This is a genomic window from Flavobacterium hungaricum (assembly GCF_015182285.1).
Classification (GTDB): Bacteria; Bacteroidota; Bacteroidia; order Flavobacteriales; family Flavobacteriaceae; genus Flavobacterium; species Flavobacterium hungaricum.
The window spans coordinates 513003-526213 of the sequence record NZ_PRDM01000005.1 but is presented as its reverse complement, the minus strand read 5'-3'; the positions used below and the strand labels follow the sequence as shown (position 1 = coordinate 526213).

Genomic DNA, 13211 nt, shown 5'->3' with positions numbered 1-13211 from the left:
AAAGGCACAAAGTTTTTTTCATTTTAATGTGAAATTGATTTTGTGCCTTATATTTTAAACTTTAAAAATAATATACCTTAGCGCCTTTGTGCCTTCGTGGCAAAAAAATAAAGAAAAATGGAATTAAAATGGAAAATAAAGCCTTTTGAGGCATTAACTGTTGATGAACTATACGATGTGCTGAAATTGCGAAGCGAAATCTTTGTAGTAGAGCAAAACTGCGTTTATTTGGATCTTGACGGCAAAGACAAGAAAGCCTTACACCTGATTGGTGAATTTGAAGGCAGAATTGTAGCCTATTCCCGTTTGTTTGATGCCGGAATCTCATTCTACAATGCCTCAATAGGCAGAGTAGTGGTAGATGAAAATTACAGAGACAGAAAATGGGGGCACGACTTGATGCGAGAAGCGATTGCGGGAATAAAATCTAATTTTAATAAAGAAAAAATCACCATTGGCGCGCAATTGTATTTGAAGAAGTTTTACGAAAGCCACGGATTTATTCAAACCAGCGAAATGTATTTAGAAGATGATATTCCGCATATTGAGATGATTCGAGGATAAAAAACAATTTGCAATATTATTGCATTAGAATATTCAATGAATTAAAAATGTAGAATAATTACCTGATAAACAATTTTTTGAACCAATAGGTTAAAGTAAAACTTTAGAAAAAAAAAACGTGGTATCTAAAGTATTCAGTATTTATAAACTTAAAATCAAGCTATACTTTAGTAATTAAAAACTCCACCCGCCGATCGTAATGATCACCTTTTCCTAACGGATATCTGTTGCCGCATCCCAAATAAGTCATACGGCTTTTGGATACTTTTTTTGCCATCAAATAGTGAAAAACAGTTTTGGCGCGATTCCAGGAAAGTCTTCGTTCTTTGGTGTCTCTATCAATTCCGTCCGCATAAATTTCTGGAGTGCAGCAAACATGTCCTCGGATTTCAAATTTTAGATTTCGATGATTTTGAAGCATAACCGCAACTTTGTCTAAAACCTTCTTAGAACTATGAGTCAACTTTGCACTTCCAATATCAAACAAAATAGACTCTAAATATATTTTGTCGCCAACCTTTAGATTGTCCTTAAAAGAAGAATGAATATCTTTTCCGAAACTATTCTTTTTAACTACAATCAAATCGACCCGTCGATTGCGTAAACGCGTTTCATAAAGATTCTCGACTGTATCGGGTTTAATGACTACGCGGCCTTTTCCTTCCAGAATAATTATTTTACTCCTGCTCACCCCGCAGCCCAGTAAGAGGTTTTGAATCGTATAAGCGCGATTATTAGACAATCTAAAATTGTAATCATCATTACCCCGATCGTCACAATATCCATAGATTTGAACAGACTCTACTTTTGAAGTATCTATATTTTTTACAAAATCGGTTACAGCACTTATTTGTTTTGATGTCAAATCATATTTGTCAAACTCAAAATAAATGGTTTCAACAGGTTTTTGCTGCGCCGATACTGTATAAAAAATAAATAAAAGTAAAGCCGGAGTAAGTTTCATTTACTACATTTTTAAAATCGTTTTATATTCTGTTTGGTTATTTAATACGTTTACAGCCCTTTTGATTTCAGAATTATTTTTGATGTAATATTGATACAAACCTTCTTGGTATTGGTATCTTTTAATCAACTCTTCCAAAATCATGTTTTTGATTTCCTTTTGGTTTTTGTCCAATAAAGTAGTTTCGCTTTTTTCTAAAGCGGCTAATAACTGCTGATATTCAGGTGCAATAGTCTCGTCTATTTTTTCATTTTTTGCTGCAGCTAAAGTGTTTTTCAGAGCCACTTCAGTTTCAGTGTCAAAAGTAATTTTGTTCGTTTTCAAATATTGTTTAAAAGCCGTATAATCTGCATCTGTAAGAGTCGGAATCTTATCTCCAAGATTCGGGTTTTTATAATAATAGCTGGTAGCATAATCAAAAACACCATCATTTTTAATTAATGCCGTTGCAATGGCACTTGTTTTCGCTTCTTCTAATTCAATATCCGGTAAAACACCACCGCCATCATAAACAGTTCTTCCTTTTCGGGTTTTAAAAGCATTAAAGTTTTTGGCATCCGTTTTTTGAGCCACACCATTTTTGTCTTTATGCGCATAATCCAATGCTTGAATACATCTTCCAGACGGCGTGTAATATCTTGAGATAGTTACTTTTAACTGCGTTCCGTAAGTAAGGTCAACAGAACGTTGTACCAAACCTTTACCAAAACTTCTGCTTCCCAAAATTACAGCGCGGTCCAAATCCTGCAGCGCACCCGAAACAATTTCAGATGCCGAAGCACTTCTGCCATTCACTAAAATAGCTAACGGAATTTGAGTGTCAACAGGTTCTTTCTGTGTTTTATAAGTATTGTTGTGTTTCTCAATTCTAGACTTTGTGGTAACAATAACTTCGTTTTTGGGTACAAATAAATTACAGATGTCAATTGCCTCGTTTAAAAGTCCGCCTGGATTTCCTCTCAAATCTAAAACAATTTGTGTGGCTCCGTCGGCTTTTAGTTTTTCAAGTGCCTCTTTTACTTCACTAGAAGCTTTGCGGCTAAAATGCGCTAAAACAATATATCCCGTTTTATCATCAATTTTTCCGTAAAAAGGAACCGATTTGATGTCTACTTCATCCAAAACCAAAACCGTTGTATTCACTTTTCCTTGACGAAGGTACTTGATATTGATTTTAGTGTTTTTGGTTCCCTTCAATAAAGAAGAAGCATCATCTTTAAAATCAGCAATTAAAATATCGCCAATCTGAATAATTTCGTCACCAGCCTTTAACCCCGCTTTGTCAGCAGGATAATTTTTATAAGGTTCGCGAACGATTAAACGATCTTTCTTTCGCGAAATCAAAGCGCCGATTCCAGTATATTCACCAGTATTATTAATCTTAAAATTAACAACATCCTGCTCATTAAAGTATACTGTATAAGGATCCAGACTTCCCAACATGCTTTTGATCGCCTTGTCCATCAAATCTCCGGGATTGGTATCATCTACATAATTAGTGTTCACGGCTTTGAATAAAGTTGTGAAAATTTCGATTTGTTTGGCAATTTCAAAAAAATCTTCTTTAAAACTGGTTCCAACAAACAACATTCCTGCCGCTGCGACAGGTATAATAAATTTCTTCTTGAAATACGGATACATGATTATTCTTTTTTTCTTCTTTTAAATCTTTTTCTAATAAAATAGGCTAATACACAAAATATAAGGACAAAAGGCCAAACGCTGAGAAGTTCAATTAAAAAATCGGATAAACTGAAAAATCCGGATTTAATAGCAGTCCACAGTTTTGAACCATAAGATATTTTAACACCTTCTTTTTCGGCAGTTGTTTTATAAAATTGTATTATAATAGTGCTTTCAGAAACTTGGCTTTCCAAATATTTAAGCTTTCCTTCTTTTGCTTCTATTTCTTCGCGAATATTTGAAATCTGTTCTTCAATTTCTAAAATCTCACTAACCTTAGTAGCCTTTTTTAAAATTTCAAGATAACGCTCTTCAAGTTTTTTCTTTGTTTTTAATCTTGAAGTCAGGTCGATAAATTGTTCTGTAACGTCTTCGGCCGTGATTTCTTTTGATTCGAAATAAGAAACTCCTTTAGAAATATCGTTAATAAAAATGTCAAAATTCTGGCTCGGAACTTTCAATCTTATATTTCTATAAACACTTCCATAATCTTTTCCTTGAGAATCGTTTAAAATGGTGCCTTTACTAACCGCAAGAGCTTTCTGGATTTCAGAATAGGTCTTTTCAAGATCATCTGTTTCAAAACGCAGATTAGCCGTTTTAATTATTTTTTGAGAAACTTCATTAGGAAGCTGTTTATCTTTAGAATCTGAATCTTGCCTTGGAGGTAATTTAACTGTGGCAATTTTCATATCAGCAGATGCTTCCATGTTTTTTTCGCAGTTAGAGAATAAGAGAATAAAAAATAAAAAGAAAATAGGACGCATAAAATTTCAATTTAGAGCTAAAACTACGATTTTTTTGTCTATTTTGAATAAATATCTTCCAGATTGAATTTACAATTCAATTTTAGATTCAGAATCTTTAGGTTTATTAACTGCTTCTAGAAATTTTTCAAACAATTGTATCGTTTTAGTATTGATTTCGGCATAAGACAAACGGTCTTTTGTTTGGTAAAAGAACATTATAGAATAGTTCTCTTTAACATTATCCAAAAGAATATGTTTGTTTAAGCGGTACGTTTCTCTAAGAACTCTCTTGAAGTAATTGCGATCAACTGCTTTTTTAAAGTACTTTTTAGAAACCGAAACACCAATCTTTATCTTTTCATCTGCATTTTCTTCATTAGCAGTATAAACCAAACGAAGCGGATATTTAGATACCGATTTCCCTTTAGAAAATAGTAATCCAATTGTGTTTTTGCTTTTAAGCCGTTCGTTTTTTGGGTATGTGAAGTTCATTTAATTCAGAAAAAATTTGCAAATGCTGAGGCAAAGGTACAATTAAACCATAAAAGCGGTTATTGTTTTCGATTTTTATACCGCTAAAAATATATTTATTACTTTTGCGCATTAATTTTTTTAAGCATGGAAAAAATAATTTCGTATCCAATCTCGGCAGTTTACTATTTGCTATTTAGTTTGTGTTTGGTTGTTTTTCATCCCATTCAGTGGATCTGCTTAAACTTATTTGGTTATCAGGCTCATAAAAAGAGTGTTGATTACTTGAACTTTTTTCTTTTAAAATGTACTAACTTAGTAGGAACAAGATATACGATAGAAAATGCAGATACAATTCCGAAAGGAGTTCCGATCATTTTTGTGGCCAATCACCAAAGTATGTACGATATCATAGCAATGATTTGGTACTTTAGACGTTTTCATTGTAAATTTGTAAGTAAGAAGGAATTAGGCAGCGGAATTCCGAGTGTTTCTTTTAATTTAAAACACGGCGGCTCTGTCTTAATTGACCGTAAAGACCCTAAACAAGCGATACCTGTTATCAAAAGCTTGTCAGAATATATCGAAAAATACACAAGAGCTGCTGTTATTTTCCCAGAAGGAACAAGAAGCAGAACGGGAAAACCTAAAGAATTTGCGCAAAGCGGTTTAAAAATTTTATGTAAATATGCGCCCTCAGCGTATGTGGTGCCTGTAAGTATCAATAATTCTTGGAAAATGGTAAAATTTGGTTTTTTTCCTGTTGGTTTAGGAAATCACTTAAAATTTACTGCTCATAAAGCTTTGGCCGTAAAAGACTATAAATTTGATGAGCTGATGGAGATTACTGAAAAAGCAGTTAAAGAAGGAGTAAACGAGTATAAACAGGTTTAAGTTTTAGTCCGAGCTAAAACGTACAACCCAAATCTATAAATAAGTAATGTCTATAAAAAACATTAGATTAGAAGTGATGCAGTTTTTGGAAAAAAACGTGGACAGCTTCGTTGAACAGTATTTAATTCCGGTGGAAAAAATTTGGCAGCCGTCAGATTTCCTGCCTAATTCTGAAGGAGAAAATTTCTTCGAGGAGGTGAAGGAACTACGCGAAATTGCTAAAGAATTGCCATACGATTTTTGGGTAACGCTTGTGGGTGACACAATCACCGAAGAAGCACTTCCAACATACGAATCATGGTTAATGGATGTAGAAGGAGTAAACCAGGTGGAGAACGGCGGTAATGGCTGGTCGAAATGGATCAGACAATGGACCGGAGAAGAAAACCGCCACGGTGATCTTTTAAATAAATACTTGTATTTGTCTGGTCGTGTTAATATGCGTGAAATCGAAATGACAACACAGCACTTAATCAACGACGGTTTTGATATTGGAACTGGATCTGATCCGTACAAAAATTTTGTATATACCAGTTTTCAGGAATTAGCAACTTACGTTTCTCATAATAGAGTAGCACAAATGGCCAAAAAATTTGGTGATAATAAGTTGTCTAAAATGTGTAAAATGATTGCAGGTGACGAAATGCGCCACCACCATGCATACAGCGAATTTGTAACTAGAATTTTTCAGGTAGACCCGAGCGAAATGATGCTGGCTTTTCAATATATGATGAAGCAGAAAATCGTTATGCCTGCCCACTTCTTGAGAGAATCAGGTCAAAAAATCAGTTCTGCTTTTGAGCAGTTTTCTGATTCTGCACAGCGCATCGGTGTTTATACCGCAAATGATTATGTAGACATCATGCAGAAATTAATTACCAAATGGGAAATTGATAAAATTTCTAATTTGACTGATGAAGCAGAAAAAGCCCGTGATTACTTGATGAAACTGCCAGGAAGAATGGCAAAAATATCCGAAAGATTGGTTATACCTCAAGAGTCACATATTTTTAAATGGGTAGAACCTGCGAGATTGTAAATTTTAGATTGCAGATTTTATATTTTAGATTTAAAATTGAGTTTTGCAATTGATTTTGATATTAAAAAATGTTGATTGTTAGATTTTCAAAACTCTAACAATCAGCATTTTTTATTTAATACAAACCTTTCGTAAATCTGCTTAATCTGCATGATCTGCGAGAAATTCAAATACTAATAATTCATGAATACTTCTGAACTAATAAATAAAACCATTGCTTTTGTAAAAGAAAAACTAAATGATGCAGAAGGTGGACACGATTGGTTTCATATAGAACGCGTTTATAAAAATGCACTTCTAATAGCAAAAGACACCGAATGTGACCTAACGGTTGTACAACTGGGAGCTTTACTGCATGACATTGCAGACAGTAAATTTCATAATGGTGATGAGACAATTGGTCCAAAGACAGCTCGAGCGTTTTTAGAAGCAGAAAACGTTTCAGAAGATATCATTACTCATGTAGTCAATATCATTGAAAATATCTCCTATAAAGGCGGAAATTTTGAAAAGAAATTCTCTTCGGTAGAATTGGATATTGTGCAAGACGCAGATCGTCTGGATGCAATTGGTGCAATTGGAGTGGCAAGAGCCTTCAATTACGGCGGATTTAAAAACAGAGCTTTATACAATCCAGAAATTGCACCTGTAACCAATATGACAAAAGAGGAATACAAAAAGAACAATGCACCAACTATCAATCATTTTTACGAAAAGCTTTTACTTTTAAAAGATAAAATGAATACCGTAAAAGGAAAAGAAATCGCAGCTGAAAGACACCGCTTTATGGAAACTTTCCTAGGGCAGTTTTATGCAGAATGGGAGGGTGTGAAATAGCTGAAAACCATAAACACGCTTTATAAGGCAATTTATAGTTTTATAGAGTTTTGGAATTATTAATGGAAAGCAAAAATGCGGGTGATAATGACAGCGCAGATAAATCCAACCGTAAACCATAACAATCGCGTAACTCTATTGTCTCTTATAATTTCTGTTTTTTCTAATTCAGACATAATAAAAAGAAATTTAGGTTTGTGCAAAATTAGATATCGTTAAAGAGATACCCTTCCCTAAAAAGTTTTAATTATATCATTATAAGACTAAAAAAGAGGTCGTTAAAATAAAAAAAGCACTATAGAAATAGTGCTTTTTAAATCTTTGTCTGCTCAATCTTGTCGCTTTGACCCTAAAACTTTAGCATCTCAGTAACTCAGAACCTTAGATGCCTTAATTAGCAATACTCGTTAAAAGCATCTTGAAGATTCTCAGCGATTAACTCTGCTGGACGTCCTTCAATGTGGTGACGCTCTAACATGTGAACCAATTCACCATTTTTAAACAAAGCCATAGATGGCGATGATGGAGGAAAAGGAAACATATGTTGTCTTGCAGCATCCACTGCTTCTTTGTCAACACCTGCAAAAACTGTAATAAGGTGATCTGGTTTTTTAGCCCCTTCTAAACTCATTTTTGCTCCCGGACGTGCATTTCTTGCTGCACAGCCGCAAACTGAATTTACAACTACTAAAGTGGTACCTTCAGCTTTGATAGCATTATCTACAGCTTCAGCACTATGTAAATCTTGAAAACCAGCAGCTGTTAATTCAGCTTCCATTGGTTTTACCATTTCTTGTGGATACATATTGAATGTTTTTAAATTTTACTTTTGATCTGCAAAGTTACAAAGTTTAGACGCAACTCCTTAATTTCAAGTATAAAGTTTTGTTATAGTTTGATTGATAAAACTTTGTACTAAATAGGATGTATAATTTACTCCAGAATTGCCCACCAATTCCTAAACAGCTTCTTCTTTTGGCATTTTGTGGGGAAATTGATAATTGTGTTTTTTCAAATGATGGTTTCTTCCTACTCTAATTCTAGTTGTCAATACGGTTGATTTTTCCTTTTCGGCAATTTCAATGGTAGAAAGGTAGTTTGTCAAATACTTTTTGAGTATTTGTATTTTGTCAGTATCAACAGAGTAAATAACCTGCTTTCCTTTGTTTTTAATATTGACAAGATCGGCTTTTTTTAGCTCCAGCAAATGTTTGGATATCGTGGATTGCGCTAATGGAATTAATTCTACAATATTGCCGCATGTCCTATTGTTTCTTTTCCAGAGCAGTGTCATAATCTGAATTCTGGTAGGATGTCCGAGAGCTTTGCAAATTTTTCCTATTGCCTTTGTCTCAATGTCAAAATCTAAATGTTTGGTAATTCCCATAATTTCTACTAACTCATTATCGTAAATGAACGATTACAGTACGTCTGCCTTGTTCATCTCTTTATTTAATTTACTCTAAATCGTTTGGCCGCAGTTATTAAAAAAAACAAATAACCTGTTTTCTAATAATAATTGCCTTTGCAATTTTTAGAAAGAACAAAATTAAACAGAGCCTTTTGTTTTAAGCTTCCGTAAAAGTTCTAAAAGCAAAAGAATAAGACATTTTTTACGAAGGTTTACCTTTTCTGTGATAAAGAATGGAGTCAGTATTTTAAAGATATGCACTATTTTTAGCGATGGGAAAAATTAGATGCATTTTCCAATAGAGCAAAGTAGTTGCAGGTTTCTTGCTTTTTGGATTAGAAATTAATAAGCAGTTCCAATTTTTAAGTCAAACACATTAATTGAAAATTACACGAAATAAAGCTTTTATAAAGGGGATTTTAGGACATTTAAGTATAACCTGTAAATCCTCAATTAGTGAAGTTTCTTCGTCTAAAAATTTGAAAATCAACTCAGGATTTCCTTTTTTGAATAAAGAAGAAAAAATAGAAGCTCCTAATTCGTTGTGATGATGAAGTATATCAAGAAGCAGTAAATCGTAAAACCAAAATTTGTTTTTCTTATGAAACGCAGTCATGCTTAGATTTTGCTCAGTAGGATTGAGAAATTGCAGCAGCTGCGAAGATTTTTTGTCTGAGTTTTTAAAAGTGTAGCCCGTGCTGGCTTTTGTCCATCCGCCTGCTGTGCCAATGTTTAAAACTCGTTTGGTGTTTTTGTTCCAAAACGGATAACACGTCATCGGGATATTTCCCTGTTCTTTTTCTATAATTTCATATCGCTCGGTTCCGAGTTGCTTTAAATAAATCGCAATCTCTCTTTCATATTCTTCTTTCGGCAGGAGATTTTCAGAAAACAGCGTATATTCAACTAAAGCTCCGGTTTTAGAAAAGGGCAAAACATACATAAATCGTGTATTTCCCTTTTGCTCAACCGAAAAGTCCATGAAAGTTACTTTTTCAGAATTAAAAATTTCTGTTTCCGTTTTCACAAACCAGCCCACAAAATGCTGATGCAAAACAGGATACTTTGTTTGATTTTCCGCGAAAGCCTTCGTATAAATACTGTTTAAAAGATAATTGCAAGTAAATCGGCTTTGTTCTGTTCCAACAAAAACGTGTGTTTCAAGTTCGTTGATATCAGTTACTTTTTCGTTTAAGAAGATAATATTTTGATGTCTTGAAATTTCATCCAAAACAAAATTATAAAAATCTAAACTCTTAATTTGATTGTATCGATAGGGCTTCAACGCCAAATCGCGTTGAAAGTTTTGATTCGCAAATAACGCCAAATCCCACTTTTTTGAAATAACGGAATCCCAAATGCTTTCGTTTTTATCCCAAAAACACCAAGTTCTGTCATTGGTTTTCTTTAAATCCTGATCTAAAAGTAAAATCGATTTATCTGAAAATTTTTTGGACAAAATCATTTTATAAACCGTCATTAAAGAAGTAAGGCCGGTTCCTGTAAAAATGTAGTCGTAATGTTTGATTTGCGAAGAATTCATTCTCAAAAATAAGGAATTTTATTCTTCTAGTTTTTTTAAAAGAAGCTTAAAATCTTTCGGACTTAAATAGCTGTTATATTGAAATATAATTTCTTTCTTTTCATTCATAACACATAAAACGGGATATGTAATTTGATTGTTGATTGTTCCAAGTTGCAAAGCCAGTTCGTGAACGCCAACATTATTTCCTGAAGGTTTGAATTTGAATGTTTGGTTTTGAAAAGTAATATCTTGTTTTTCTTCGGCATTCAAATCAACAAAATAGAAATTGGAGTTTAACTTTTCTATGATTTCCTTGTCTCTAAAAGTGGCCGCTTTCATTCGCTGGCAAAATTGACACCAATCGGTATGAATAAAAACAATCATTTTTCGTTTTTGAGTTTGCTGCAAACTATCGACTTCTTCAAAAGAATGTTGCTTTAGCTGGCAAAATCCTGTTGAAGTAATTCCGAAGAAGATTATAAATAGTAATAGCTTTTTCATTTTGTTTTTTTTTGTCGCTTAAACCCAATTGTCACCCTGAGCGAAGTCGAAGGCTTATAAGTTGGAATGGGTTTCGATTTCGCTCAGCCTGACAAATGTTTGTCAAAAGAGAATCAGTGGCAACCTGTTCAATTTGTCAAATCCGTGCGCCATCATTAACAGCTTACCTCAAAGTATATCGCAATCCAAAAAAACCTCGAATAGTTTGGTTCTGTCCGTAAACATAAGTTGTATCAAAAGTTAACCCATAAGGATTATCTGGAGTTGCCAAAACTTTTCCTGCCGAATCGTATTGTACATTTTTATCAAAAGGATCATTGGTTCTCGAAATCAAAAACGGATTATGCTGCTTTGGTGTAAAGTTCAGTAAATTTTTAATTCCGCCATACACTTCAAAATTCTTCCAGCCTGAATAGGTAAACTGAATATTCTGAATGCTGTACCAAGGAGAATCTGGATTTCTGGGATCGGTTTCACTTAATAAAGGCAGTTTCATAGGGCTGTATACATTTCCGGTATAATCCATAGATAAATCCCAAGGCTGTATTTTATACGAAATACTCCAGGTCCCGGTGAAGTTTTCGGTTAAAAAGGGTCTTTGCGAAATCCCATCTTGGACATTTTTGTTATCCAAAAGCGTTGCTCCAACAATAAATTTTAAACCCGATGGAAAATTCAAATCCACATTTGTGCTGATTCCCTGACTCAACGCATAACCGTCAATATTGTCGTATATGATTTTATTAGGATCGGATTCGTAATCTGATATGATTTTATTACTGAATCGGGTATAGAAAGCCGTGGTTTCAATTCCCATAAAAGTTCCGTTTCCAAAATTGATTTTCTGAATGTAATTTAAATTCACATTTACCGATTTCTCTGGATTCAGATTATTTGCAATTACAACATCACGCGAACCCGTGAGCGCAGCATGATCTTCGGTAAATAAATTCACAACCCGAAATCCAGTTCCGGCGTTTAATCTGAAAATTGTGTTTTCGCTGGCTTTAAATCGGTAAGCAAATCTGGGCGTAAAAATCGAACCGTGAATGGAGTTATAATCGTATCGCATTCCGAGCAATACCTGACTTTTTGGAGAAAGCGTAATTTCATCCTGAACAAAAATTCCCGGCAGCCAGGTGTTTTCGGCTTCTTTGGTTGCGGGCGTATTGTCGTCATAATAGGTGTAACGGCTGGCAATTCCGGCCAAAAGATCATTTCGTCCTAATTTTTTGTCCCAAGTTAATTGCATGAAACCAATTTTCTGATTGGCGATATACGACGTTGTTCCGTAACGACTGTCTTGATAATGCACGTTGCCAGAAAACGAAAACATTAATTTTTCTTCAAACGGCAATTGATAACTACCAATTAATTCTGCTCTTTTGGTATAAATACTTTCACCGTAAATTTCGTCTCCTCCACGATACTTTTTTTCCCATCGAATATCTCCACCCCAGCGATCTTCATACATGCCGCGTACGGCGATAGTAAAAAGGCGATTGTTATTTCGAAGGAAATTCCATTTGTTAAAAACCGAAATTCTTTCAGAAAGCGTAACATCGGTAAAATTATCGTGGTCTTTATCAATAACCTGATCGTAGTTGAAGTAGTTAACACCCACAATCGATGTGGCTTTTTTACCGGCATTAAATTTCATTCCCAAATCAAGATTACTTTCAAAATAAGTAGTGGTAAAATAATCGACAGAAAAGAGTGGTGCGTTCGTCGGATTTTTGGTTATAATATTAATCAAACCACCAACAGCTTCACTTCCGTAAAGAGACGAAGCAGGTCCTTTAACAATTTCGATTCGTTCAACCAAAGAATTCGGAATTCCAGATAAACCATAAACTGTAGAAAGACTGCTTACAATTGGCATTCCATCGATCATGACCAAAGTGTACGGACCTTCAAGGCCGTTTATGTGAATGTCTCCCGTGTTGCAAACCCCGCAATTAAGCTGCGGCCGAACGCCGTTGATGTTTTGTAATGCATCATAAATACTTGGAGTGGGATTTTTTTTGAAGAAAGTTGGAGAATAAACTTCAACTGGCACTGCACTTTCTAAACGCTTTACGGGTTTTAAAGTTCCAGAAACCACGACTTCATTTAGTTCGTTGTTGTCTTCTTTTAGATCAAAATTGAAAGTAAGATTTTGTCCGTTTTCAATTGAAAACCTTTGGATTATTGGTTTGAATCCAGTCGAGGTCACTTGAATTTTGTAGTTTCCAGTTGGAATATTTTCTAATTTATAAAAACCAGTCGAATCGGTTTGAGTTTTAAAGTTAGTGTTTAATAAGCTAACGTTAATTTCCTTGTATCCAGATAAGTCGGTAAATACTTTTCCGGAGATATGCTGCGAATAGGAGTTTGTAATGGAGAATATTAATATTGTCAAAAATAAATATTTCATTATTGTAAAATTAAATTTAGACAAATCTAAAAATTAAATTTGATAAACAATGATTTTAAATTTATATTTTTATAACTTTTCTCATGTCAATATGTTATATTTCTATTTATTAAAAATGAATAGCTTCCAGTTTTAGCTGGATGAAGAAAATACGAAA

The 13211-nt window shown here is 34.0% G+C and carries 13 protein-coding genes; 4 read left to right on the top strand and 9 right to left on the bottom strand.

Features of this window, described 5'->3' with window-relative positions:
• The first annotated feature begins 117 nt into the window (after positions 1-117).
• Positions 118-564: a GNAT family N-acetyltransferase gene (locus C4F50_RS21705; protein ID WP_194140740.1), complete on the top strand. Its 447-nt coding sequence runs from the start codon at positions 118-120 to the stop codon at positions 562-564.
• 160 nt (positions 565-724) lie between these two features.
• Here C4F50_RS21705 and C4F50_RS21700 read toward each other — a convergent pair whose 3' ends face one another.
• The 4 genes from C4F50_RS21700 to rnpA form a co-directional block, all read right to left on the bottom strand.
• Positions 725-1528: an OmpA family protein gene (locus C4F50_RS21700; protein WP_194140739.1), complete on the bottom strand. Its 804-nt coding sequence runs from the start codon at positions 1526-1528 to the stop codon at positions 725-727.
• Positions 1529-1531: 3 nt separating this feature from the next.
• A complete protein-coding gene (locus C4F50_RS21695) occupies positions 1532-3169 on the bottom strand; it encodes a S41 family peptidase (protein ID WP_194140738.1) in 1638 nt (545 codons plus the stop codon).
• A 2-nt stretch (positions 3170-3171) separates the two neighbouring features.
• Entirely contained in the window at positions 3172-3921 is a 750-nt protein-coding gene (locus tag C4F50_RS21690) for a DUF4349 domain-containing protein (protein ID WP_228012106.1), read from the bottom strand.
• Between the two features lie 126 nt (positions 3922-4047).
• Positions 4048-4452 (bottom strand): ribonuclease P protein component, encoded by a 405-nt coding sequence (gene rnpA / locus C4F50_RS21685; protein ID WP_194140736.1) that lies wholly within the window; start codon positions 4450-4452, stop codon positions 4048-4050.
• A gap of 126 nt (positions 4453-4578) precedes the next feature.
• Between rnpA and C4F50_RS21680 the strand changes: the two genes are divergently transcribed.
• From C4F50_RS21680 to C4F50_RS21670, 3 genes are all read left to right on the top strand, one after another.
• On the top strand, positions 4579-5325 hold the full coding sequence (locus tag C4F50_RS21680; RefSeq protein WP_194140735.1) for a lysophospholipid acyltransferase family protein: 747 nt from the start codon (positions 4579-4581) through the stop codon (positions 5323-5325).
• A gap of 46 nt (positions 5326-5371) precedes the next feature.
• The gene (locus C4F50_RS21675) at positions 5372-6364 is read left to right on the top strand and encodes an acyl-ACP desaturase (protein ID WP_194140734.1); all 993 of its coding nucleotides are present in this window, start codon (positions 5372-5374) and stop codon (positions 6362-6364) included.
• A gap of 183 nt (positions 6365-6547) precedes the next feature.
• On the top strand, positions 6548-7201 hold the full coding sequence (locus C4F50_RS21670; RefSeq protein ID WP_194140733.1) for an HD domain-containing protein: 654 nt from the start codon (positions 6548-6550) through the stop codon (positions 7199-7201).
• A 394-nt stretch (positions 7202-7595) separates the two neighbouring features.
• On the opposite strand, the gene C4F50_RS21665 is transcribed toward C4F50_RS21670, so the two are convergent.
• The 5 genes from C4F50_RS21665 to C4F50_RS21645 all read right to left on the bottom strand — a co-directional run bounded on the left by C4F50_RS21665 (position 7596) and on the right by C4F50_RS21645 (position 13054).
• Entirely contained in the window at positions 7596-8006 is a 411-nt protein-coding gene (locus C4F50_RS21665; protein ID WP_194140732.1) for a BrxA/BrxB family bacilliredoxin, read from the bottom strand.
• Positions 8007-8159: 153 nt separating this feature from the next.
• A complete protein-coding gene (locus C4F50_RS21660) occupies positions 8160-8588 on the bottom strand; it encodes an ArsR/SmtB family transcription factor (protein ID WP_194140731.1) in 429 nt (142 codons plus the stop codon).
• A 400-nt stretch (positions 8589-8988) separates the two neighbouring features.
• Complete coding sequence (locus C4F50_RS21655; protein ID WP_194140730.1) at positions 8989-10155, bottom strand: lycopene cyclase family protein; 1167 nt, start codon at positions 10153-10155, stop codon at positions 8989-8991.
• A gap of 18 nt (positions 10156-10173) precedes the next feature.
• The gene (locus tag C4F50_RS21650; protein WP_194140729.1) at positions 10174-10638 is read right to left on the bottom strand and encodes a thioredoxin family protein; all 465 of its coding nucleotides are present in this window, start codon (positions 10636-10638) and stop codon (positions 10174-10176) included.
• 163 nt (positions 10639-10801) lie between these two features.
• Positions 10802-13054 (bottom strand): TonB-dependent receptor, encoded by a 2253-nt coding sequence (locus tag C4F50_RS21645; RefSeq protein ID WP_194140728.1) that lies wholly within the window; start codon positions 13052-13054, stop codon positions 10802-10804.
• Positions 13055-13211 lie beyond the last annotated feature (157 nt).

What these genes read in the sequence shown, in the direction of transcription:
- rnpA (WP_194140736.1), bottom strand. Translation starts at nt 4,452, where the DNA reads ATGAACTTCACATACCCAAAAAACGAACGGCTTAAAAGCAAAAACACA.
- C4F50_RS21670 (WP_194140733.1), top strand. Translation starts at nt 6,548, where the DNA reads ATGAATACTTCTGAACTAATAAATAAAACCATTGCTTTTGTAAAAGAA.
- C4F50_RS21675 (WP_194140734.1), top strand. Translation starts at nt 5,372, where the DNA reads ATGTCTATAAAAAACATTAGATTAGAAGTGATGCAGTTTTTGGAAAAA.
- C4F50_RS21705 (WP_194140740.1), top strand. Translation starts at nt 118, where the DNA reads ATGGAATTAAAATGGAAAATAAAGCCTTTTGAGGCATTAACTGTTGAT.
- C4F50_RS21690 (WP_228012106.1), bottom strand. Translation starts at nt 3,921, where the DNA reads ATGGAAGCATCTGCTGATATGAAAATTGCCACAGTTAAATTACCTCCA.
- C4F50_RS21645 (WP_194140728.1), bottom strand. Translation starts at nt 13,054, where the DNA reads ATGAAATATTTATTTTTGACAATATTAATATTCTCCATTACAAACTCC.
- C4F50_RS21655 (WP_194140730.1), bottom strand. Translation starts at nt 10,155, where the DNA reads ATGAATTCTTCGCAAATCAAACATTACGACTACATTTTTACAGGAACC.
- C4F50_RS21650 (WP_194140729.1), bottom strand. Translation starts at nt 10,638, where the DNA reads ATGAAAAAGCTATTACTATTTATAATCTTCTTCGGAATTACTTCAACA.
- C4F50_RS21660 (WP_194140731.1), bottom strand. Translation starts at nt 8,588, where the DNA reads ATGGGAATTACCAAACATTTAGATTTTGACATTGAGACAAAGGCAATA.
- C4F50_RS21665 (WP_194140732.1), bottom strand. Translation starts at nt 8,006, where the DNA reads ATGTATCCACAAGAAATGGTAAAACCAATGGAAGCTGAATTAACAGCT.
- C4F50_RS21695 (WP_194140738.1), bottom strand. Translation starts at nt 3,169, where the DNA reads ATGTATCCGTATTTCAAGAAGAAATTTATTATACCTGTCGCAGCGGCA.
- C4F50_RS21700 (WP_194140739.1), bottom strand. Translation starts at nt 1,528, where the DNA reads ATGAAACTTACTCCGGCTTTACTTTTATTTATTTTTTATACAGTATCG.
- C4F50_RS21680 (WP_194140735.1), top strand. Translation starts at nt 4,579, where the DNA reads ATGGAAAAAATAATTTCGTATCCAATCTCGGCAGTTTACTATTTGCTA.